25 protein-coding genes and 1 riboswitch are annotated in these 19,791 nt (G+C 56.2%); of the genes, 8 read left to right on the top strand and 17 right to left on the bottom strand.

The window, feature by feature from the left end; genetic code table 11:
* Positions 1-37 precede the first annotated feature (37 nt).
* Positions 38-616: a DNA-3-methyladenine glycosylase I gene (locus tag AABB29_RS05405; RefSeq protein WP_341367912.1), complete on the top strand. Its 579-nt coding sequence runs from the start codon at positions 38-40 to the stop codon at positions 614-616.
* A gap of 8 nt (positions 617-624) precedes the next feature.
* Here AABB29_RS05405 and AABB29_RS05400 read toward each other — a convergent pair whose 3' ends face one another.
* From AABB29_RS05400 to AABB29_RS05350, 11 genes are all read right to left on the bottom strand, one after another.
* Positions 625-1,104 (bottom strand): cupin domain-containing protein, encoded by a 480-nt coding sequence (locus AABB29_RS05400; protein WP_341367913.1) that lies wholly within the window; start codon positions 1,102-1,104, stop codon positions 625-627.
* Positions 1,105-1,118: 14 nt separating this feature from the next.
* Complete coding sequence (locus AABB29_RS05395; RefSeq protein ID WP_341369000.1) at positions 1,119-1,559, bottom strand: molybdenum cofactor biosynthesis protein MoaE; 441 nt, start codon at positions 1,557-1,559, stop codon at positions 1,119-1,121.
* Entirely contained in the window at positions 1,528-1,803 is a 276-nt protein-coding gene (moaD, locus tag AABB29_RS05390) for a molybdopterin converting factor subunit 1 (RefSeq protein ID WP_373636813.1), read from the bottom strand. The genes AABB29_RS05395 and moaD overlap by 32 nt, the downstream gene beginning before the upstream one ends.
* Positions 1,800-2,468 carry a CDP-diacylglycerol--glycerol-3-phosphate 3-phosphatidyltransferase gene (gene pgsA / locus AABB29_RS05385; RefSeq protein ID WP_341367914.1) on the bottom strand — a complete coding sequence of 223 codons (669 nt, stop codon included), beginning with the start codon at positions 2,466-2,468 and terminating at the stop codon, positions 1,800-1,802. The genes moaD and pgsA overlap by 4 nt, the downstream gene beginning before the upstream one ends.
* Positions 2,469-2,530: 62 nt before the next feature.
* The gene (locus AABB29_RS05380; RefSeq protein WP_341367915.1) at positions 2,531-3,421 is read right to left on the bottom strand and encodes a metal ABC transporter substrate-binding protein; all 891 of its coding nucleotides are present in this window, start codon (positions 3,419-3,421) and stop codon (positions 2,531-2,533) included.
* A 5-nt stretch (positions 3,422-3,426) separates the two neighbouring features.
* On the bottom strand, positions 3,427-3,762 hold the full coding sequence (locus AABB29_RS05375) for a hypothetical protein (protein ID WP_341367916.1): 336 nt from the start codon (positions 3,760-3,762) through the stop codon (positions 3,427-3,429).
* Positions 3,759-4,529, bottom strand: a complete 771-nt coding sequence (locus tag AABB29_RS05370) for a DUF4198 domain-containing protein (RefSeq protein ID WP_341367917.1) — start codon at positions 4,527-4,529, stop codon at positions 3,759-3,761. The genes AABB29_RS05375 and AABB29_RS05370 overlap by 4 nt, the downstream gene beginning before the upstream one ends.
* Positions 4,530-4,544: 15 nt before the next feature.
* Positions 4,545-5,714, bottom strand: coding sequence for an ABC transporter permease (locus AABB29_RS05365; protein ID WP_373636812.1), 1,170 nt, complete (start codon positions 5,712-5,714; stop codon positions 4,545-4,547).
* Complete coding sequence (locus tag AABB29_RS05360; RefSeq protein WP_373636811.1) at positions 5,711-6,379, bottom strand: ABC transporter ATP-binding protein; 669 nt, start codon at positions 6,377-6,379, stop codon at positions 5,711-5,713. The genes AABB29_RS05365 and AABB29_RS05360 overlap by 4 nt, the downstream gene beginning before the upstream one ends.
* Entirely contained in the window at positions 6,379-6,957 is a 579-nt protein-coding gene (locus tag AABB29_RS05355) for a hypothetical protein (protein WP_341367919.1), read from the bottom strand. Before AABB29_RS05355 ends, AABB29_RS05360 begins: the two co-directional genes overlap by 1 nt.
* A 141-nt stretch (positions 6,958-7,098) precedes the next feature.
* Positions 7,099-8,226, bottom strand: a complete 1,128-nt coding sequence (locus AABB29_RS05350; protein ID WP_341367920.1) for a diguanylate cyclase domain-containing protein — start codon at positions 8,224-8,226, stop codon at positions 7,099-7,101.
* Positions 8,227-8,466: 240 nt separating this feature from the next.
* Here AABB29_RS05350 and zapE point away from each other — a divergent pair, with 240 nt between their 5' ends.
* The gene (zapE, locus tag AABB29_RS05345; RefSeq protein ID WP_341367921.1) at positions 8,467-9,519 is read left to right on the top strand and encodes a cell division protein ZapE; all 1,053 of its coding nucleotides are present in this window, start codon (positions 8,467-8,469) and stop codon (positions 9,517-9,519) included.
* 35 nt (positions 9,520-9,554) lie between these two features.
* Here the strand turns inward: zapE and AABB29_RS05340 are convergent, their stop codons facing one another.
* From AABB29_RS05340 to AABB29_RS05330, 3 genes are all read right to left on the bottom strand, one after another.
* Entirely contained in the window at positions 9,555-9,863 is a 309-nt protein-coding gene (locus AABB29_RS05340) for a P-II family nitrogen regulator (protein ID WP_341367922.1), read from the bottom strand.
* Position 9,864: 1 nt separating this feature from the next.
* Positions 9,865-10,842 (bottom strand): sodium-dependent bicarbonate transport family permease, encoded by a 978-nt coding sequence (locus AABB29_RS05335; protein WP_341367923.1) that lies wholly within the window; start codon positions 10,840-10,842, stop codon positions 9,865-9,867.
* Positions 10,843-10,927: 85 nt separating this feature from the next.
* A complete protein-coding gene (locus tag AABB29_RS05330) occupies positions 10,928-11,575 on the bottom strand; it encodes a carbonic anhydrase (RefSeq protein ID WP_341367924.1) in 648 nt (215 codons plus the stop codon).
* Positions 11,576-11,687: 112 nt separating this feature from the next.
* Here AABB29_RS05330 and AABB29_RS05325 point away from each other — a divergent pair, with 112 nt between their 5' ends.
* From AABB29_RS05325 to AABB29_RS05315, 3 genes are all read left to right on the top strand, one after another.
* Entirely contained in the window at positions 11,688-12,104 is a 417-nt protein-coding gene (locus tag AABB29_RS05325; protein ID WP_341367925.1) for a hypothetical protein, read from the top strand.
* A gap of 69 nt (positions 12,105-12,173) precedes the next feature.
* Entirely contained in the window at positions 12,174-13,553 is a 1,380-nt protein-coding gene (locus tag AABB29_RS05320) for a M17 family metallopeptidase (protein ID WP_373636810.1), read from the top strand.
* On the top strand, positions 13,550-14,365 hold the full coding sequence (locus tag AABB29_RS05315) for an NlpC/P60 family protein (RefSeq protein WP_341367926.1): 816 nt from the start codon (positions 13,550-13,552) through the stop codon (positions 14,363-14,365). Before AABB29_RS05320 ends, AABB29_RS05315 begins: the two co-directional genes overlap by 4 nt.
* 342 nt (positions 14,366-14,707) lie before the next feature.
* Here AABB29_RS05315 and AABB29_RS05310 read toward each other — a convergent pair whose 3' ends face one another.
* The 3 genes from AABB29_RS05310 to ahcY form a co-directional block, all read right to left on the bottom strand.
* The gene (locus tag AABB29_RS05310; protein WP_341367927.1) at positions 14,708-15,049 is read right to left on the bottom strand and encodes a DUF2853 family protein; all 342 of its coding nucleotides are present in this window, start codon (positions 15,047-15,049) and stop codon (positions 14,708-14,710) included.
* 245 nt (positions 15,050-15,294) lie between these two features.
* Positions 15,295-16,005: an extensin family protein gene (locus tag AABB29_RS05305; protein WP_341367928.1), complete on the bottom strand. Its 711-nt coding sequence runs from the start codon at positions 16,003-16,005 to the stop codon at positions 15,295-15,297.
* A gap of 78 nt (positions 16,006-16,083) precedes the next feature.
* Positions 16,084-17,472: an adenosylhomocysteinase gene (ahcY, locus tag AABB29_RS05300; RefSeq protein WP_341367929.1), complete on the bottom strand. Its 1,389-nt coding sequence runs from the start codon at positions 17,470-17,472 to the stop codon at positions 16,084-16,086.
* A gap of 220 nt (positions 17,473-17,692) precedes the next feature.
* Positions 17,693-17,796: riboswitch (TPP riboswitch) on the top strand.
* A gap of 62 nt (positions 17,797-17,858) precedes the next feature.
* Here ahcY and thiD point away from each other — a divergent pair.
* From thiD to thiS, 3 genes are read left to right on the top strand one after another with little or no spacing between them, the layout of a single operon-like run.
* Positions 17,859-18,638 (top strand): bifunctional hydroxymethylpyrimidine kinase/phosphomethylpyrimidine kinase, encoded by a 780-nt coding sequence (thiD, locus tag AABB29_RS05295; protein ID WP_341367930.1) that lies wholly within the window; start codon positions 17,859-17,861, stop codon positions 18,636-18,638.
* Positions 18,635-19,615, top strand: a complete 981-nt coding sequence (locus AABB29_RS05290; protein WP_341367931.1) for an FAD-dependent oxidoreductase — start codon at positions 18,635-18,637, stop codon at positions 19,613-19,615. Before thiD ends, AABB29_RS05290 begins: the two co-directional genes overlap by 4 nt.
* A complete protein-coding gene (thiS, locus tag AABB29_RS05285; RefSeq protein ID WP_341367932.1) occupies positions 19,593-19,790 on the top strand; it encodes a sulfur carrier protein ThiS in 198 nt (65 codons plus the stop codon). The genes AABB29_RS05290 and thiS overlap by 23 nt, the downstream gene beginning before the upstream one ends.
* Position 19,791: the final 1 nt, after the last annotated feature.

Genomic DNA, 19,791 nt, shown 5'->3' with positions numbered 1-19,791 from the left:
TGGCCGATGGCCCCTAACATCCGATTAAGAACTGCCAATGAAAACACGTTGTCCCTGGGCTGGCCCCGAGCAGATTTACATCGAATACCACGATACCGAATGGGGCGTTCCTGAATATGACAGCCGGGCGCTTTGGGAAAAGCTGATCCTCGATGGGTTTCAGGCCGGGCTGAGCTGGATCACGATTCTGAAGAAACGCGAAAATTTTCGCGCTGCTTTTGCGGGGTTTGACCCGCATATCATTGCCGATTGGGGCGAGGATGACGTGACCCGCTTGCTGGGCGATCCTGGCATTATCCGTCATCGCGGCAAGATCGAGGCCACGATCACCAATGCCCGCGCGTGGTGCGCGATTGACGCGGATCGAGGCTTTGACAATTTTCTGTGGAACTATGTTGATGGCCAGCCGCTGCAAACGACAGCGTCCCGGCGCGAGGATATCCCGACCCAGTCCCCTTTAAGCACCCAGATATCCAAAGATCTGAAAAAGGCCGGGTTCAAGTTTTGTGGGCCGACAATCGTTTATGCGTTCATGGAGGCGACGGGCCTTTTCAACAATCATCTGACCACTTGTTTTCGGCATGAAGAATGCGCGGCGTTGGCAAAAAGGCCCTAGCGCCTCGATCACATCGGTTTTCGATCTTTGATATCCGCCTGATCCACCACATTCCAATCGAGCCCCTTGGTCCGGAACATGCGTTTGCCCCGATTTGGATAGTCCACAATATCGGTATCTTCGCGTCCGCCCACGACGATGCAGCGCATGGTGTCTGGTCCGGTGTTGGTTAGGGAATGTGGCAGGCCGCCCTTGCGATAGCCCAGAAAATCACCGGCGGAGACTTTGAAACTATCCTCGCCGACCGTTGCGATGCCTTCGCCGGACAGGACATAAAGGCATTCATCCTCGCGGTAATGGAAATGCGGCTCGGTGCTATCGCGCCCCGGGGCTAATTCCATGATGTGAAAGCCAAATCCGGTAAGCCCTGTCAAATCGCCCAGCGATTTGTTCACGCATTGCGCATTCGGGTTCAGGAAATGCTCCTTTGCGGTGCCTTCCAGCTGCGCGATCTCGTCGGCCTTTATCAAATAGCGATCATTTGCCATTGGCCTGCCCCTTTTTACCAGCGTTTCAGCGCATCTTCATCGGCGTCCTTTGCGGCCACCCAGTCGGCGCCGGAGGTCGTGATTTCTTTCTTCCAAAAAGGCGCTCTGGATTTGAGGTAATCCATCAGAAAATCGGCCGCCTCAAAGGCTGCGGCGCGGTGGGCTGCTGCGGTGGCCACCATCATGATTGGGGCACCTGGTTTCAGGGCGCCGTAGCGGTGGATTACCAGACAATCGGCCAAGGCCCAGCGATCAACAGCCTCTTGCGCAATTTTGGTAATCGCCGATTGGGTCATGCCGGGGTAATGTTCAATCAGCATTTCCTGCAAGTTACCGTATGTATCGCGTACAACACCTGTAAAGCTGACGACGGCCCCGACATCGCTGCGGCCCGTGGCAAAGCTGTTCAGCTCTGTCCCGGCATCAAATGGTTCTGACTGGACCCGGACCTGCATCACCCCCCGTCATTGGCGGAAAGAAGGCCACTTCGCGTACATTCGCGAGCGGCGCATCGAAATCGGAAAGTTCCTGATCCAGCGCCACCCGCAAAGCGCTGATATCGGCAAAGGCTGCAGCATAGCGATCTTCGCGCGCGATCAATTCGGCGATCAGGTCATTGACCGTGGCCGCATCGGTTTCGACCGTTTCCTGCGGGATGCCGATCCGTTCGCGGACCCAGGCGAAATACATGATGTTCATCCGGTATTATCCTTCAGATAAGGGGTCGCTTTGCGGAAATAATCGGCCCCGGTGACAAAGGTCAGCAAAGCTGCGATCCAAAGCATCCCAATCCCGCCCCAACCCGAGGCGAGCATTCCATAATATTTCCAGCGCAGACCCTGATAATCGGGGCCTGTTCCGTCAATCGCTTCTGTCACCATTTGCTGCGTCATGGCGAGCGATTGAATGCCAAAATAATGCTCAAACACGCCTGCTGCAAAGAGAAGGGCAATGGCAATCATCTGTGCGGTGGTTTTCCATTTGGCCAGGTTGGTGACCTTTAGGGTGCCGGCCGTATCGCCCAGAAATTCGCGCAGGCCTGAAACGAATACCTCGCGGAAAATGATGATCGTGGCGGGGGCCAGGATCAGGAAGTTCATGTTCGATTGGCTTGCGATCACAAAGAGCGCGATAATAACCATCGCTTTGTCCGCAATCGGATCAAGCATCGCCCCAAGCTTGGTTTCTTGCTTCCAGGCGCGGGCCAGATAGCCGTCCAGAAAGTCGGTCAAAGCGGCCCCGATGAAAAGCACCAGGGCAAACCAATCCGCCCAAGGCCGGGTGATAAAAAGAAACAAAAAGACCACAGCAGGCGCCGCGATCAGGCGCAGTATGGTCAGGATATTGGGTATATTCAGCGTCATGCCGCATGTCTACCGCGCTTGGCTGCGGGTGGCCATAACTGTTATCGGTGGGGGAGACGCGTCTACGGCGTTACGGCAGCGGACAATGCCTCAATCGATGTTGTCAGGGCCTCAAGATATGTTCCGTTTCCATCACTTTGTGCCATTGGCGGGAATATCACGCTTTGTAGTCCCAGTGCAGTGGCGGCATCTATAGCTGCCGCGGGTGGCTCTGCTTCCCAAAGAATGATTTTCGCGCCGGTCTTAGCCACCAGTGTTTCGAGATCGGCTAATTCGGTGTCCGAGGGTGCGGCGCCTGCTTCCCATTCAAGGGCGCTGATCGACAGGTCATAGCGATGTGCGAAATACTGATAGCGCGGGTGGGTCGCGATCATTGGGACGGTATTTGCACCTTCCAAAGCGACGGTCGCGGTCTCATCGAGCATTTCCAGATCGGCCCGTAGTGCGTCTAACCGGTCGTTTACCTCTGCCTGGGGGGCAATGCCGCGTGCGTTGATTGCGGCTGCAACCGCTTCGGCCTGCGCAATGGCCAGAACAGGATCAAGCCACGTGTAGGCGGCCAGCCCTTCATGCGAATGCTCACCTCCGTCGCCATGGCTATGGGTGATGCTTTCGGTCACGATGAACTGATCCTCAATGGCGGCAGAGGTCTGCACCACCCGCGATCTGGGCAGTGAAACCCGGTCAATCCAAGTCGCAAAACCTGCGCCGTTCAGCAAGATCAGGTCTGCCTCTTGGATCAGACTGATATCGGCGATGCCGGGGCGCCAGAAAGACGGATCAACGTCAGCGGGCACGGGAAAAAGCACATCGGCTGTATCGCCAAGCAAGCGTTCTGCGAAATACTGCAATGGGTAATTGACCGCGACAACGCGCGCGCGGTCTTGCGCGGCAGCCGACAGGGTGCTGCAAACCAGCAGCACAAATGCGAATAAGGATTTTGGCGCGGCCATTGTGTTTAGCTCCGGCAGTTGCGGGCGATATCGTCGGGTGTCAGGATCCAGTAATTGTCGTGACCGCCTGTATCAACCTCGATCACCAGCCCCTCTGAATGATCAACGCTGTCCAAAGGCAGGGTCGCGGTGCCATCCTGTTCCAACGGCAATGTGGTCAGCAGCGTATTGCCCGCATCAAGCACCCGTACATCGCCCTGTTGGGCGGGGTTGCCGTTGGAAAATTTCGCCTCAACCGTGACTGTTTCACAATCAACCGACGCAAAGACAACCAGCTGATGTGCCGCCGCCCCGATGGGGGCAACGACCATAGCGGCGGTCAGGGCGATGGCCCGGATCACTGACCCGTCCATTCTTCGAAATGCACCCAGATGACTGCGCCCAGCTCAACCGCTTTGTCAGCGCCATCTTGGGGCAGTGTGTAGTCGGCAGTGTTCAGGGCGGCAAAGCCCCACCAACCATGCGCGGGAGGCGCGTAAGTGAACACACCGTTCGCATCAGCCTTGACGGTTTGGGTGATCATCAATTCATCAGGGGCAGTCGCGCCTGCGGTATCGTTGAAAAATTCCACCTCGACTTCGGCATAGGGGACCGGTTCACCATCCATTTTTACGATGCCCTGGAAGACGTTATGTTCCCAAAGACCAAAGGGTTTGGATAGGGGCACGATCTCGGTTTTCAGGCCTAGTTCGGTGTCCCAACCTTCGTCGTCGCCATAGGCTGTGACGTAGGTTTTGGTGTAGTGAATGATGAACGCATCTTCGGCAGGTTCCCAATAGGGCTGCGGTTCCATCGCAAAGATATAAGTGCCGGGACGGTCCAGCGGATAATCTAAAGTGAAGCCTTGCTCATCCATCACGGTCGCGTCTTGCAGATCGCCCAGCAGGTCGGTGGTTGCGCCTTCATGCGTGACAGAGAAAGCGGCGGGCGTGTCCAGCATCATCCCGTCAACCTCAAACGGGTGGGAAAAGGACATGGTCAATCCAACGCTGCGCCCGTCTTCCTGGCTGATCATTGGATCTGTTGGAATGATCATGCCGTAATGGGCCATCACAGGCGTTGCCGCGATCAATGTCGCAAGCGACGCTGTCAGAATATGGGTTTTCATAGGGACTCCTGTTGTTTAGGCGCCAAGGGCGAGCAACCAACCAACCCAGCCTTCGGCGTTTTTAGATACAATTGCGGCTGCAACGGCCGCGATACCACTTGCGCATAACAGTAACGTAACTGTCTCAGCCGACAAGAGCCGCAGCACCATGCCGCGCCGCGCCCCGAGCTTCACAGCGGTGGCAATTTCGCGTGCGCGCAGCCGGTAGCTGAGGAAAACAGCAAGCGCAATTGCGGCAAGTGCGGCGATAGCGATGATCGCGGTGACAACGTCGAGCAGGGCTTTGATCCGGAAAATCCGGTCAACCAGCCCTTGGATCACGCCCGCAGGTTCGATCAATTGACTTGGGTTTTCTGTATCCAGATACCGCCCCTTCAAGATCGTTCCGGACCGTGTGTCATTGGGCACAACGATCACTGCAGAGGCCGGGAAATCATCCTGGCTGCCATGGAAATGAAAGCTGTCGATATTTTCCGGCGTGATCCGCTGGTATTGAACGACCGCCGCATTGGCGAGTGCTGCCGTGCCTGCGGCGACCTGATCGGCGGTCACCACGTCCTCATGCCCATGGCCGATACCCTGGATGACCCAGGCCGTTTTGATATCAACAAAGATAGCGGCATCATCGGGGGTGTTGGTTCGCGCCAAGACGCCAACAATGGGCATTTCCAGCGGGTAGACCCCATCAAGGTCAAACAGGTTTTCGGGGGCCGAAACCAACGTATCGCCCAAGCCTTTGCCTAGCGTTGCGGCCACATCAGCACCGATCACCGCATCACCCAAAAGCAACAGACCCCGCCCATCGGTGAACTCTAACGCCCGAAAATCAAAGTAATCCAGCGTTGTGCCGACAATTCTGAACCCGCTTGATGAAAAGGCCGTGTGCACAGGGATCGGGATGCCGAGCCCGCTATCCCAGACGGTCTCAACCTCGTGCATGGGGATCGGATCGGGCCGTTCTTCGGAAAAGTAAAGCGCAGCCATCGTCAGATCCAGCTGCGAGCCGCGACTGCCCAGCAGCAGCGGTGTTGCTTCGCCGCGTGCGACCAAAGCCCGTTCGCTGGTTGAAAGCAGGGTTTGCGTGGCGACGGGGACAAACAGGATCAGCGCTGTGACCAACACCAGAACAAGGCTGCGTGCCCAATGATAGCGCAGATAGGCAAAGGCCAGATAAAGAGCGTTCATGGCTGCCCCCCTTCGCGGAATTGCGCAAAGTCGAGCACCCTTTCAAAGCGCGGTAGCAGCTCATGATCATGGGTGACTGCCAGGACAGGCGCACCTGCAGCGGCGGCTTGCTCAAACAGCAGATCGAGAATGCGCGCCTTGCTATCGGGGTCCAGATTGCCGGTTGCCTCATCCGACAGGATCAGTTTGGGCTGCGTGACAAGCGCGCGGCAGATCGCCACCCGCTGCTGTTCGCCCTGGCTAAGTGCGGTTGGGTGTCGGTCAAGCTTATCCCCAATCCCGCAGGCTTGGGCCAGGCTTTGCGCCCGGTCGCGTGCGGCCTCATCCAGTTTCAGAGCAGATGTGATCCGGTAGGGGTAAAGGATGTTTTGCCGCGCATTCAGATAATCAAGCAGCGCGAAATCCTGGAACACAAATCCGATCTGGCTGGCCCGGAATTTCCGCCGGTCGGTTTCACCTAGGTTTGATACTTGGGTATCTGCGACAGTGATTTGCCCGCTATCGGGTGTCAGGATCCCCGCGATCAGGTTCAAAAGCGTTGTTTTGCCACTGCCGCTAGGGCCGACGACAGCCAGCCGTTCAGACTGGGCCAACGTAAATGCGGGGATGTTCAGCCGAAAGCCGCCAGCGCCATAGCCAAATGTCAGGTTCTCGATATGGATCATCAGTTGGTCTGCGGTGCTAGAAACGTTTCACCCGCAGCGTCGCGGTTCACGTCCAACAGGGCGAAGTCCGTAATCCGCCACGCCCCATCGATGGGTGCGACGGTCAAATCGGCGCTGTAGGTGTTACCGCGCACATGCAGATGTTCTGCATGTCCCACGGTTCCAATAACCTGCCAGGACGCATCCAACTGCAGGGATGATTGTTCGCGTGTGACGCTTGTATTTAACAGCTTGATTTCATGGATGGTCTGATCGGCCTCTTCCAGACCGCCGCCTGCCATGGCGCCGACGCGTTCAAGATACAGATATTCCAGCGCATCCCCATGGGTCACGCTGGCGAGCGTATCGTAGATCGCGTCTTCTTGTGTTTCTCCAAAGGCATCATAGACCACCAACAATAGTGCGGGGGTTAGCCGCCAGAATTCAGCACGCGCATCTTCGATGGTCAAAGGTGCAAGGCCCGGTGCGGCAAAGGTATCATCCTCTGAGATGCGCGGGCCGCCCGCGCCCAAAAGCAGTGCGCCGCCCGCGATCAGGGCGGTGACGCAAATAGCTGCAATAATGGATACGCGACCCATGCCAGAATCCCCAAAATCAGGCGAAGTGTTAGGTCGCAACCTGTGCCAGTTCGGCCGGGACTTCAAGGGTCAGGTCAACGGATCAATGCTTTGCTCGCAAGAACATGTAATCGATAGTCCTGTCTGAGCCCGCGCGCCCTGTTAGGCTACCTGTGTTTGTTGGGGCTTTGCCAATACGGGGGTTACTTCGAATGAAACGCAGTTGCGGCCTAATGCTTTTGCCTTGTACAGGGCCTGATCGGCGATCTCACGGAAGGCGGTGAAATTTGGTCTGCCGTCTGACCATACCGCGCCGATGCTGATTGATACATCTATGGCGACATTATCAGTCGTAATCGGCTTTTCATTGACGGCTGTAAGGCACCGTTCAGCTATATCGCGCGCGTGATCCTGTTTGACATCGTGAAGCACAATCAAAAACTCATCGCCGCTGATCCGGGATAGAATATCGTCGGGCCGGACGCAGCTGGACAGACGTGCGGCCACATCGACAAGAACCTGGTCGCCGCGAATGTGGCCGTGTTCATCATTGATGGATTTGAAGCGGTCGACATCGATACAAATCATGGTCTGACCTGAACAGCGCGTTCTTGGTGCCGGCAGGTTGGCAAACGCAGCGACGGCAGTGTTTCGGTTTACCAATTTGGTAAGCGGGTCAATAGTCGCCTGGCTTTCGAAATCACGCGCGATGTCGATGAGCCTTTGTTCACGCTCAATCAGAAAGCTTAGAAGTACTGCGCCAACGATATTGGCGATCAAAAGCGTGGGGCCGAGACCGATAAAGAAGTTTGCCCAGACCGCTGACGGTAGCAAGAAACCTACCAGAATATGTCCCGATATCATGGTGCCCAAGACCCCATATGCCAATATATTCTGGGCGATACGCGGACGTATGAAATGTGCCCAAATGACACCCATGCTGCCCGACACGAGCATCCCGTATACACCTATTGTCGCGCCCTCTCCGCCAATGGCGAGGCGTGTTGCAATGCCAAGGCCTAGCGCAATGCCCGCGCCAACAAAGCCAAAAAATGCACCAGCTATCCCGATAAAGAGGTTCCGTATGTCAACAATAATACCGTCAGCCAACGGCATCGGAGATAACATAGCAAAGCTTGCTTCCAACCCGAATAGGGCGCCCATGATCAGGTTCAAAATCCAAAGATCATTTATAGAACGCCGAAAAAGGCCGTAGGCATAAATGGTCATTATCGCCAACCCCAATGGCTGTACGACAAGCATGGTCTTTTCAAGCAAGGCTACCATCATGACTTTTGTCCTCCGATCAGGAGGAGAAGTAGAGCGTGAAGATAACGGCTTTGTTAACAGGAGGGTGTTTATGGGAAAACAACCACAGCGTGAAATTAGACTTTACCTAAATTTGTCTGAAAGCCGCACAATTCAGCTTTGATCCGGCCAAATAGCCGCCCAAACTGACCGTTGTTCGTAGCGCTACCTCGCCGCAAAGCGGTCCTTTTCAACAACGCAAAGCCGGGCTATTCACATCTGATGACATTGCAAGATGCATATCAGTCGGCCGTTGCCGCGGGCACATTGAAAGAAGACGCCGCGCAATTGGCGGTGCTTCCAGAGCTAGAGCGCGTTCGCGCGGCCTTGGGCGCCCCTGCCCCGCGTGGTTTTTTCCGCAAGGCCCCGCCGCCGATTCCCGGTCTTTACGTCTGGGGCGGCGTTGGTCGTGGTAAATCGATGCTTATGGATTTGCTGTTCGCGCAGGTTGACGCCCCCAAGCAACGCCGTCATTTCCACGCATTCATGCAATGGATCCATGCTGAAATGGCAGAGGCCCGTGCGAAGGGCGTTGATGATGCGATCGCCCCTGTTGCGGCCAAATTGGCGAAAGAAGTTCGTTTTCTTGCATTTGATGAGATGCAGATCACAGATATTACCGATGCAATGATCGTTGGCCGCCTGTTTGAGGCTCTGTTTGCCGCGGGCGTTGTTGTCGTTACCACCTCTAACCGCCCGCCGGATGACCTATATAAGAACGGGCTGAACCGGCAGCTGTTCCTGCCATTCATTGATCTATTGAAAGAACGGATGGTTGTTCATGAACTGTCCAGCCCGACCGATTATCGCCAAGACCGGCTTGCGGGCACCACAAGTTACTTCACACCCATTGATGCGGATGCCCGCGCGGCCATCGCGGATATCTGGACCCAGCTGAGCAACGGTCAGTCGGCGCCTTTGGTGTTACATGTCAAAGGCCGCGAAGTTGTATTGCCGCACTATCATAATGGTGTTGCCCGCGCGAAGTTCTTTGATCTGTGTGGAAAACCGCTGGGTGCTGCGGACTATCTGACGCTTGCCGATGCGGTCCGTGTCCTTATCCTAGAGGACATTCCCGCCCTATCCCGCAGCAACTTCAACGAGGCCAAGCGTTTTGTCACGCTGATCGATGCGCTTTACGAGGCGAAGGTGCGATTGATTGCCAGCGCAGCTGCTGCGCCCGAGATGCTATATATGGAGGGCGAGGGTACGTTTGAATTTGAACGGACCGCAAGCCGTTTGCGCGAAATGCAATCGGATGGGTGGGGTCAATAGGCAGCGACACTAGAGTCCTGACCCTACGTTTTGCTTTAGAATCTTTCGGCCCGCAACACATGTGCATCTGTGATGCTGACAACCCCGATATGCTTTTCAACTACCGTAAATGCGGCCTCAAGCAGCCCGTCCAGCCGCTCGGGCCGGATCAGGCAAACCACGGCGACCATACCGGAGCGCCCAACCTGGCCTTCGCGGCTCCATTTGCCGGATCGACCGGATCCGCCAAGGACGGGCAGGATTGTGAAACCGGTAACTCCGGCTGAGGTCAACGCTTCGGTCAATCGCCGCTCGAGCGGTGCCTCGATCACTATTTCCACGCGTTTCGCGATATGCGTTTCCATCTCAGCCTCCTGTCACAGATTGGGCGATGGCCAGGTAAAGCGGGATACCCAGCGTCAGGTTGAACGGGAATGTAACACCAAGCGATAGGGTCAGGTAGATTGATGGGTTCGCCTCGGGCAGGGCGACGCGCATTGCCGCAGGTACAGCGATATAGCTGGCAGATGCGGATAGTACCATCAGCAGCACAATACCCCCAAGCGACAAGCCGATTAGCAGTCCAACACCCAGACCAATGGTTGCCGAAACCATCGGCATCACTATGGCAAAACCCACGGCACCTATGCCCAGTACACCTTTTGATTGCCGCAACCCGCGTCCGGCGATCAACCCCATATCCAGCAGGAAAAGGCAAAGCACACCCTGGAATGGCGAGACGATGAAGGCGCTGATATCGGCCAGACCTTCTTCGCCTGTGACAGCCCCGATAAAGAAGGACCCGACCAGCAGGACAATCGACCCATTCAGCATCAATTCTCGGATCAGGCCGGGCGTCATCTTTGACCCGCCGCCACTACGCGCCACAAGCCAGAGTGCCGAGAGGATCGCAGGCGCCTCCATCACGGCGGCGACGGCGACCATGTAGCCCTCGGCATCGATCAGGCGTCCTTGCAGTACGGATGTGCCCGCCACAAAGGTCACAATACTGATAGATCCGTAGTGGGCCGCCACGGCGGCGGCATCCACATGCGATAGCCCCGTCATGATCCGCAGAAGGGCAAACGCGATTAGGGGCAGGGCGAAAGACAGGATCAGACCGGCCAACAGGGACAGGATGAGGGTCTGATCGATACCATGTGCACTGACCGCCACGCCGCCTTTGAACCCGATCGCAAAAAGCAGGTAGATCGACATCCCCTTGGCAACGGCCTCTGGGATTGTCAGATCGGATCGTGCCAGCGCTGCGGCCAGTCCTAGCGCGAAACTTAGGATAATGGGTGAAATCAGGTTCTCACCCGCCAGTGCAATGATCTCGGCCATATCTATTCCCTACCACGTCCGCGCAGGACCTAATGTAAAGATCGCTGATTGCAAATGCCTTGAGATGTTTCTTGGCCGGTTCGCTTTAGATCGCCGAAAATCCGCCTTGCTTGGGATCATAGACCTCAAGACTTCCGTCCCCGATATCATTCCAAAGCCCGTGCAGCGATAAGGTCTCGTTTTCGACGGCGGATGCGACAAATGGGAAGCTCATCAGGTTTTCCAGTGACACAATAACCGAGGTCTTTTCCAAAGCCCGTTTGCGGGTTGCATCATCCCCATCTTCAAGGCGCTCAAAACCGGGGCGCAGGATGTCCATCCAGCGACCAATGAAACTGCCAGGCTCTTCAAGCTCGGGTGCGTGACCTGAGCACATGTTATAGCACCCTTCGACACCGCCACATCCCGAATGCCCGAGCACAATCAAATGGGCGACCTTCAAAGCCGTCACAGCGTATTCGATCGCGGCGGATGTCCCATGCTGATTCCCATCAGGGCTATAGGATGGAACAAGATTGGCGATGTTGCGGTGGATGAAAATCTCGCCCTGATCGGCGCCAAAGATCGTGGTGACGTGCACACGGCTGTCACAACAAGCAATCACCATCGAGCGCGGATGCTGCCCGTCTTCGGCCAGTCGCGCATACCAGCCTTTGTTTTCGGCATAGGTTGTTGCCTTCCAACCGTGATAGCGGTTGATCAGATATGCGGGCAGTGGGCGTGCATGTTCCATGGTTTTGTCCTTTGGTCGTTGACACCGAATACGTCGCATTTTCATGAATTTCGAGCAATTTTTTGGTGTGGTCTCAACCTTCTGGGAACCTTGATGCCATATCAACGCACTCATGGAAAACACGACGCATATGTTGGCCCCAGTGCCAGACCAGGAAAACGACGTAATCGTATTATGCTGTGCCGATCCGGTGCATTTCGATCCGTCAGTGCTTAACCGTCTTTTCGCCGAGAAAGATCCCGACGAGGCTGAGGAGGTGGTTTGCCGTGTCCTGGAAGATATCGCAAAGCGCTTGGACATTTTGCAACAGGGTCGCAGTGAAAGCGATCTTGATAAGATGATCACGCCCGCAAAGCGGATTGAAACGGTGGCAGAACAAATCGGCCTTGGCGAAGTGTCTGTTGCCGCCGCACATGTCGCGCGCTGCATTGAACAGCATGATGGCGTGGCGCTTGATGCTACGCTTGCGCGGCTCGAGCGGGGCTTTGATATTGCTGTATCCGAAGTGTGGGAATATCGCGCTGTTTAGGCCTTGGGCCTTGCGGCGCGTGGGGGTGCGGTTAACCTAGGGGTGAAGAATACCCTGATAGGAACCCCGATGCCCCTGACATTTGCCGCGCCAACCGAAGATGCAATTCCTGTTCATGTGATCCATGCGGATGGTTTGGATGGCGCGGTGGGACAGTTGCCAGATCAACATCAGCGCTGGGTAAAAACACAAGGTTTTCAGGCAAAGCTGGGTCAGCATCTGACTTTGCCGGATGACGATGGGCAGATCGCGCGGGTTTTGGTTGGCTACGGCACACCAGAACAGCGCGCGCGCGGCCGATTTCATTTAGGCGCTGTGGCAGCGAAACTGCCGGACGGAACCTACCGGATCGCGGGCGGTTTAGATGGATCTGATTTGCAAGAGGCGGCCCTTGCTTGGCTCTTGGCTGGATATAGCTTTGATCGCTATCGCAAACCTGCAGTTCCGATTGCTGGGCTTATCGCGCCAGAAGGGATCGAGGCGCGCCAGATCGAAATTATCGCGCAGGGCGAAGCGCTGACACGTGATTTGATCAACACGCCAACATCAGACATGGGACCTGCCGATCTGGAAAACGCGACCCGTTCACTAGCGGCCGAGCATGAGGCCAAGATAAACGTGACCGTTGGGGATGATCTGATCTCATCGGGGTTTCCGTTGATCCACACGGTTGGCCGCGCTTCGGCGCAGGCACCCCGCCTTTTGGATATGCGTTGGGGGGATCAGGGCCCGCAATTGACCTTGGTGGGTAAGGGGGTTTGTTTCGACACCGGCGGCCTGAATATCAAACCTGGCGCGTCCATGGGGTTGATGAAAAAGGATATGGGTGGCGCCGCGACGGTGCTGGGTCTTGCCCATATGATCATGGGGCTTGGACTGCGGCTGCGGCTGCGTGTGCTGGTCCCCGCAGTGGAAAACAGCATCGATGGAAACGCGTTTCGGCCCCAAGATATCCTGACATCGCGCAAGGGCTTGACGGTTGAGATCAACAATACGGACGCCGAAGGGCGGTTGGTCTTGGCGGACGCGCTGACATTGTCAGACGAAGATTCGCCTGATTTGGTGATTTCGATGGCCACTTTGACAGGCGCGGCACGGGTTGCCGTAGGGCCGGATATATCGCCATTTTATACGGACAGTGATGATCATGCTGCCGCGCTTTCGCAGGCGGCCCATGCAGTGGCCGATCCGGTTTGGCGCCTGCCATTTCATACCCCGTATGAGACCATGATTGAGCCGGGGATTGCGGATTTGGATAACGCGCCAAAGGGCGGCATGGCAGGAAGTATCACCGCCGCGTTGTTCCTTCGCCGATTTGTCGAAAGCCCCTATATTCACTTTGATATCTATGGCTGGCAGCCTGCTGCAGCACCTTCCCGGCCAAAGGGCGGGGTTGGGATGGGCGCGCGCGCCGTGCTTGAGGCTTTGCCCGCGCTCCTGGAACTATGACCGATCGGCGTTTGACCCCGGCCAATGGGCGCGTTGCGGCCATGCATCTGGCCGGACAGGTCGAGGCTGATACTTTTGTTCTAGGCGCTGAGAAGATGCTTCTGGCACCGGTGACGGATCTTTGCGCAAGCCCTGCTGGCGCGCGAGATCGGCAGCTTTTGCTTGGTGCCATTGTCACGGTTTTTGAAGATCGTGATGGTTGGTCCTTTGTGCAGGCGATTGACGGTTATGTCGGGTATGTGCCCTCGGATGCGCTGGGGGCTCTAAGCCCGCCCAGTCATTTTGTGGCCACCATGGCGACCCATGCTTATCAGGCCGAGGATTTCAAATCGCGCGATGTGATGCATCTGCCCTTCGGCGCGCGGGTTACCGTTCTGGATGAACGGCGCAAGTTCTTTGAAACGTCGGTGGGGTTTGTGCCGAAAAAGCATCTGCGTGGCTTGGATCAGCCGTTTACAGACCCGGCGACGGTGGCCCAATTGCATTTTGGCGTGCCTTATCTTTGGGGTGGGAATTCAACAAGCGGTATCGATTGTTCCGGTCTGATTGCGGCGAGCCTTACCAGCTGTGCAATGGGCTGTCCGGCGGACAGCGATCTGCAATGTGAGGCGCTGGGCGCGGATGTCAGCGGCGCGCTGAGGCGCGGGGATTTGATTTTCTGGAAAGGGCATGTTGGGATGATGGTGGATGAGCATACGCTGATCCACGCAAATGTACATCATATGGCAACACGGTATGAGCCGCTGGACCAGGCAATCGCGCGTATCAAGGCTCAGGGCGATGGTCATGTCACCGCACAAAAGCGTTTATGAGATAAAAAAGGGGGTTCGGGCAAATGCCGAACCCCCTTTTCACCCCGCGTGCACTTCTACCACCACACGCTATGAAATTCCTGGTTCGGACCATTCTGGCCCTTCGGTCATGCTGTAGACGATTGTTGTTATAACGCCTCGCATCATCATTTCGTTCCCGGGGTCTGCAATTTTTTTGAAAAAATTGCACCGCGTTGCCGGTCACAATTGAACAGTAGCGCAATAGGCCTGCCCAAGCAAAAACTATGAATGGAAGAATCGAAACATTAAAACTGTACTGATCGGGAACAAAAAACGCCCGTCACGAGAACGGGCGTCCGAAAGATGAGCGTTGGGACAGAATTAGCCGTAGACCGCTTCTTTGCCGAAGTGCTTTGTCAGCATGTAATAGACAACAGCGCGGTACTTGTTGCGCTCAGATTTGCCATAGGTCGTCAGGACCGAATCAATGGCTGAATCAAGTTCTGCACTGTCTTTCAGGCCAAGCTTCTTGATCAGGAAATTGTTCTTCACGGTTTCGATTTCGTCCGGTTGGCCGGCTGCCACAGTCGACGCATCCGCATTGTAGATCGCCGGGCCACAGCCAATCGTCACTTTTGTCAGCAGATCCATGTCTGGCGTCATGCCGCACTTGTTCTTGAGATCGTCTGCATATTTTGCGATCAAATCGTCTCTTTTACCCATGAGAATGTCCCCGATGTTCGTGTTATTGGTCAATATCCGCAGCTTTTGCCACGTCTGCGCAGGTTAATGGCAGCATAGTCGTTTGGTAAAGGGAAAACCCAAAAAAGCAGCGATGTTTCGCCTTGACCCAAGGTCATGTTTTGTTGTGGATTTGGGCTTCTGCCACTGATTTTGATGGGTTTCATAACGCGCGCTTTGGTTTCAAAGACAAGGCGACCGAATTGTTCAAATGACCTAGGCGGCCCCTACCGGCACGATCCCCAGCCTTTGGATTGCAGGTGGAAATGATCCGCGTGCAGGCTGTTGTAATCTGGCGAAAGCGTCAGCCTGAACCACTCACACGCCCCATCCCGTGCCGCCCGTAAAAACGCGGCCTCGGCGTCGGTGCCGACCCAATCCTGCAACAGTGAAATCTGCCGTCCATCGGCAAATCCAAACCCTGAGATATCGATTGCATCGGCGGTTGCATGGGTGCTCATCCGGGTGGAGGGCCCGCTGCCCGTGCGTATCGTGCGACAATTATAACTACCGGTTTGGGTGATGTCGCGTAACGCAGTCCCAAGGATATTCCGGGCGGCGGGTTGCAAGCTATGGCGTTCCCACATCGCCATTCGTAAGGCGATGGCACAGCGTGTTTCCAACCCGTTCAGCCGCGCATTGCCGACGCCCTGTAACGCGACACGGTCCCTGATATGACATTGATCGCTGGCTTCAAAATCGGTCAAGGGCTGCAATGCGGCATGCCCGTTTAGAACAGCTAAGCAGCTTTGCCCATCCGCTACAGCGCGATTAAGTTTCCATCCGGTGATCGGCGTGACCGGATCATCAATGGAAAGGGGCTGCACCGGATTCCATTGCGGGGGCAACGGCGTGTTGGGATGCATCAAGGCCTGATAGGCACCAAATCCCAGCAAACCAACAAACAAAAAAGCGGCCAGGCCCCTGATCAGGGCCAAGCCGCGTTTCCGCTCACTGCGTTTTTGCTTTGTGGCATCCTGCGCCATTGCCTGACGTTTGGCGTGCCGCATGTTGGGTTAGTACCGGTAATGTTCTGGCTTGAACGGTCCTTCAACGGTCACGCCGATATAATCGGCCTGCTCTTTTTTCAGCTCAGTCAGCTTCACACCAATCCGCTTCAGATGCAGGCGCGCAACTTTCTCATCAAGATGTTTGGGCAGGATATGCACGCCGACCGCATAAGCATCATCATTGTTCCACAGCTCCATCTGGGCCAGAACCTGGTTGGTAAATGAAGCCGACATCACAAAGGATGGATGCCCGGTCGCATTGCCAAGGTTCAGCAAACGGCCCTCGGACAGTAGGATCAGACGGTTGCCAGATGGCATCTCGATCATATCCACCTGTTCTTTGATGTTGGTCCATTTATGGTTCTTGAGCGCGGCAACCTGAATTTCATTGTCGAAATGGCCGATGTTACCGACGATCGCCATGTCCTTCATTTCGCGCATATGCTCAATCCGGATGACGTCTTTGTTGCCGGTCGTGGTGATGAAAACGTCAGCTGTTGCGAGTTCATCCTCTAGAATCACAACCTCGAACCCGTCCATGGCGGCTTGCAGGGCGCAGATTGGATCCACCTCGGTGACTTTGACGCGGGCACCGGCACCGGCCAGTGACGCAGCAGAGCCTTTGCCCACATCGCCATAACCACAAACAACGGCGACCTTACCAGCCATCATTGTGTCGGTGGCGCGGCGGATGCCATCAACCAACGATTCCTTACAGCCATATTTATTGTCAAATTTCGACTTGGTGACAGAATCGTTCACATTGATTGCGGGGAAGGGCAGTTGGCCATTCTTGTGCAGATCGTAAAGGCGGTGCACACCTGTGGTTGTTTCCTCGGACACACCTTTGATCTGATCGCGTGTCTTGGTGAACCAGCCAGGGCTTTCGGCCATCCGTTTTTTGATCTGGGCTTTGATGACCTCTTCTTCTTCGGATTGCGGCACGGGGATGATATCCTCGCCCGCTTCGGCCCGCGCGCCCAGCAGAACGTAAAGGGTCGCATCACCGCCATCATCCAGGATCATGTTCGGCCCGTCAGGGAACATAAAGGATTTGTCCAGATAATCCCAATGTTCCTCAAGGGATTGGCCCTTGATCGCAAAGACGGGTGTACCGCCAGCAGCAATCGCAGCTGCGGCATGATCCTGGGTTGAGAAAATGTTGCAAGACGCCCAACGAACATCCGCGCCCAGTTCAACCAAGGTCTCGATCAGAACAGCGGTTTGAATGGTCATGTGCAAAGACCCAACGATCCGGGCACCTTTCAGCGGTTTGCTTTCACCGTATTCCTCACGCAGGGACATCAGGCCCGGCATTTCCGTTTCAGCGATATCCAGTTCCTTGCGGCCAAACGCAGCGAGGTCGATGTCTTTGACGATATAGTCGGTTGCCATTTCATAAATCTCCAAAAGGTTGGCGGTGCCATACCATCAGGGATGGCCTGCCACAATCCATTGCGCCTTATCCAACGAATGGTTGAACATTCTATAAGGCCCGATCAGATTTTGGCGCCGTTTCTGTTGGCAAGACGCAGCCTGCCGCCCCAAACCATCAAATGTCAGGGTGGTTTCAAAACCATTTGACGCGCCCATTTGATCGGTCTACCCCTACGTCAAATGACTGTTGGGGTGCCCTTATCCGGGCTGAGATGCGCTTGTCGTGGACCCATTGAACCTGAACCGGTTAGGACCGGCGGAGGGAACAGCTTGCGAAACCTCGTTCGCGCATAGCCGTATTCCTTTTGCCTGTTGTCCTGGCCCAAAAAGCCGAGGACGAGGACATGACAGCGAAGGCTTTGACGATTGCCGGTTCGGATTCGGGGGGCGGCGCGGGTATCCAGGCCGATCTGAAGACTTTTTCGGCGCTTGGTGTTTACGGTGCTTCGGTTATCACAGCCGTCACCGCCCAAAACACGCAGGCGGTCACCGCGATCCACCCCATTCCGGACGATGTTGTTACCGCCCAGATCAAAGCCGTTTTGGATGACATCCAAATCGGTGCGATCAAGATTGGCATGCTGGGTACGCCGTCGCTGATCAAAGCTGTTGCTGAGGCGATTGGTGACTTTGACGGCCCTGTAGTGCTGGACCCTGTGATGGTCGCAAAATCGGGGGATGTTCTATTGGCCGATAGCGCCATAGCGGCTTTGAAAACCCATCTTCTGCCTCGCGCATCCTTGTTGACCCCAAATTTGCCAGAAGCCGCCAAGCTGGTTGGTGACGCAGGCCGCGCAGATCAGCCGCAGGCTCTTCTGAAATTGGGGCCACGTGCCGTCTTGATGAAAGGTGGCCATGCGGCGGGGGATGTTTGTATCGATGATTTGGTTGGTGACACAGGTACGCAATCATTTGCGGCCCCGCGTGTTGCGACCGGTAACACGCATGGCACCGGGTGTTCCTTTTCATCGGCGATTGCCGCGTTTCTGGCCAAGGGACATGCCCTGCCTGATGCTGTGTCCCAGGCGCATGACTGGCTGCATAAGGCGATCCTGGCGGCAGATGACTTGCAGGTGGGGCGTGGGCATGGGCCGGTCCATCATTTTCATGCGCTTTGGACATGACCACGCCCTTCACCATCCTTGGCGCAGGCGTCTGCGGTCTGGCCATGGCGGCGGAACTATCGTCGCGCGGCGCGCCCGTTACCGTGATCGATCCGCAAGGCCCGCCGGGGGCGCATGCGTGTTCCTGGTGGGCGGGCGGGATGCTTGCCCCTGATTGTGAAGGCGTCAGCGCTGAGCCGGAAATACAGCGCCAGGGCCGAAAGGCCGCTGCATGGTGGCAGCGTCATGGTGCAAATATTCACAAGAACGGCACGATGGTTGTCGCCTTGGGTCGCGATCAAGGCGATCTGACCACGTTTGCCCGCCGCGCCCCTGCCGCGCAGCGTCTGACCCGCGATCAGATCGGTGCCCTTGAACCCCATCTGGCCGAGCGCTTCGCTGCCGCCCTGTTTCTTGCAGAGGAGGCCCATTTGGATCCGCGTGAAACTTTGACCGCGTTGCACGATCGGCTGGCCCGTCGGAGTGTTGCTTTCCAGACGGCTGCGCAGGGGCCGCTGATTGACTGCCGCGGCCTGACGGCCCGCGATGCATTGTCTGATCTGCGCGGCGTTAAGGGTGAAATGCTGGTCGTCCGCTGCAATGATGTGTCGCTTTCGCGGCCAATCCGTCTGCTACACCCCCGCTTTCCGCTTTACATCGTCCCGCGCGGCGACGGTGTCTTTATGCTGGGCGCGACCCAGATTGAGACCGGTGAGCGCAGCCGCCCGACGCTACGGTCGGTCATGGAACTGATGAATGCAGCATACGCCCTGCATCCCGCTTTTGGAGAGGCCGAACTGCTGGAAATCGGCGTCGATGCCCGCCCTGCCTTTCCTGACAATCAACCCCGTATTCGCCACTTGGGCGACCGGATTTACGCAAATGGCCTTTTTCGGCATGGTTTTCTGTTGGCGCCTGCTTTGGCGTCGATGACTGCTGATCTGTTGCTGAAGGGCATAACACCTGAGGTTTGGTATGAAGATCATCGTGAACGGTGAGCCATGCGAGAGCACGGCGCCGACACTGGCCCAGCTATTGGCGCAACTTGGCAAAGCAGAGGCTAAAGTGGCCACGTCGGTCAATGAAGCGTTTATACCGCAGACGCTTCGCGCCCAGACGCCCCTCAATGACGGTGACCGGGTTGAGATCGTAGCCCCAAGGCAAGGGGGTTAGC

The sequence above is a fragment of the Yoonia sp. BS5-3 genome, from assembly GCF_038069655.2.
Classification (GTDB): Bacteria; Pseudomonadota; Alphaproteobacteria; order Rhodobacterales; family Rhodobacteraceae; genus Yoonia; species Yoonia phaeophyticola.
The sequence above is the reverse complement of the archived record's forward strand: the minus strand, read 5'-3'. Positions and strand labels throughout refer to the sequence as shown.

Bases quoted from the DNA above. Each gene is read 5' to 3' on its own strand.
- AABB29_RS05320 (WP_373636810.1), top strand. From the start codon at position 12,174: ATGCCCCTGACATTTGCCGCGCCAACCGAAGATGCAATTCCTGTTCAT.
- moaD (WP_373636813.1), bottom strand. From the start codon at position 1,803: ATGAACATCATGTATTTCGCCTGGGTCCGCGAACGGATCGGCATCCCG.
- thiS (WP_341367932.1), top strand. From the start codon at position 19,593: ATGAAGATCATCGTGAACGGTGAGCCATGCGAGAGCACGGCGCCGACA.
- AABB29_RS05335 (WP_341367923.1), bottom strand. From the start codon at position 10,842: ATGGCCGAGATCATTGCACTGGCGGGTGAGAACCTGATTTCACCCATT.
- pgsA (WP_341367914.1), bottom strand. From the start codon at position 2,468: ATGACGCTGAATATACCCAATATCCTGACCATACTGCGCCTGATCGCG.
- AABB29_RS05355 (WP_341367919.1), bottom strand. From the start codon at position 6,957: ATGGGTCGCGTATCCATTATTGCAGCTATTTGCGTCACCGCCCTGATC.
- AABB29_RS05340 (WP_341367922.1), bottom strand. From the start codon at position 9,863: ATGGAAACGCATATCGCGAAACGCGTGGAAATAGTGATCGAGGCACCG.
- AABB29_RS05380 (WP_341367915.1), bottom strand. From the start codon at position 3,421: ATGGCCGCGCCAAAATCCTTATTCGCATTTGTGCTGCTGGTTTGCAGC.
- AABB29_RS05405 (WP_341367912.1), top strand. From the start codon at position 38: ATGAAAACACGTTGTCCCTGGGCTGGCCCCGAGCAGATTTACATCGAA.
- AABB29_RS05400 (WP_341367913.1), bottom strand. From the start codon at position 1,104: ATGGCAAATGATCGCTATTTGATAAAGGCCGACGAGATCGCGCAGCTG.
- AABB29_RS05290 (WP_341367931.1), top strand. From the start codon at position 18,635: ATGACCACGCCCTTCACCATCCTTGGCGCAGGCGTCTGCGGTCTGGCC.
- ahcY (WP_341367929.1), bottom strand. From the start codon at position 17,472: ATGGCAACCGACTATATCGTCAAAGACATCGACCTCGCTGCGTTTGGC.
- AABB29_RS05315 (WP_341367926.1), top strand. From the start codon at position 13,550: ATGACCGATCGGCGTTTGACCCCGGCCAATGGGCGCGTTGCGGCCATG.
- AABB29_RS05310 (WP_341367927.1), bottom strand. From the start codon at position 15,049: ATGGGTAAAAGAGACGATTTGATCGCAAAATATGCAGACGATCTCAAG.
- AABB29_RS05360 (WP_373636811.1), bottom strand. From the start codon at position 6,379: ATGATCCATATCGAGAACCTGACATTTGGCTATGGCGCTGGCGGCTTT.
- AABB29_RS05370 (WP_341367917.1), bottom strand. From the start codon at position 4,529: ATGAAAACCCATATTCTGACAGCGTCGCTTGCGACATTGATCGCGGCA.
- AABB29_RS05330 (WP_341367924.1), bottom strand. From the start codon at position 11,575: ATGGAACATGCACGCCCACTGCCCGCATATCTGATCAACCGCTATCAC.
- thiD (WP_341367930.1), top strand. From the start codon at position 17,859: ATGACAGCGAAGGCTTTGACGATTGCCGGTTCGGATTCGGGGGGCGGC.
- AABB29_RS05365 (WP_373636812.1), bottom strand. From the start codon at position 5,714: ATGAACGCTCTTTATCTGGCCTTTGCCTATCTGCGCTATCATTGGGCA.
- AABB29_RS05325 (WP_341367925.1), top strand. From the start codon at position 11,688: ATGGAAAACACGACGCATATGTTGGCCCCAGTGCCAGACCAGGAAAAC.
- AABB29_RS05350 (WP_341367920.1), bottom strand. From the start codon at position 8,226: ATGATGGTAGCCTTGCTTGAAAAGACCATGCTTGTCGTACAGCCATTG.
- AABB29_RS05395 (WP_341369000.1), bottom strand. From the start codon at position 1,559: ATGCAGGTCCGGGTCCAGTCAGAACCATTTGATGCCGGGACAGAGCTG.
- zapE (WP_341367921.1), top strand. From the start codon at position 8,467: ATGACATTGCAAGATGCATATCAGTCGGCCGTTGCCGCGGGCACATTG.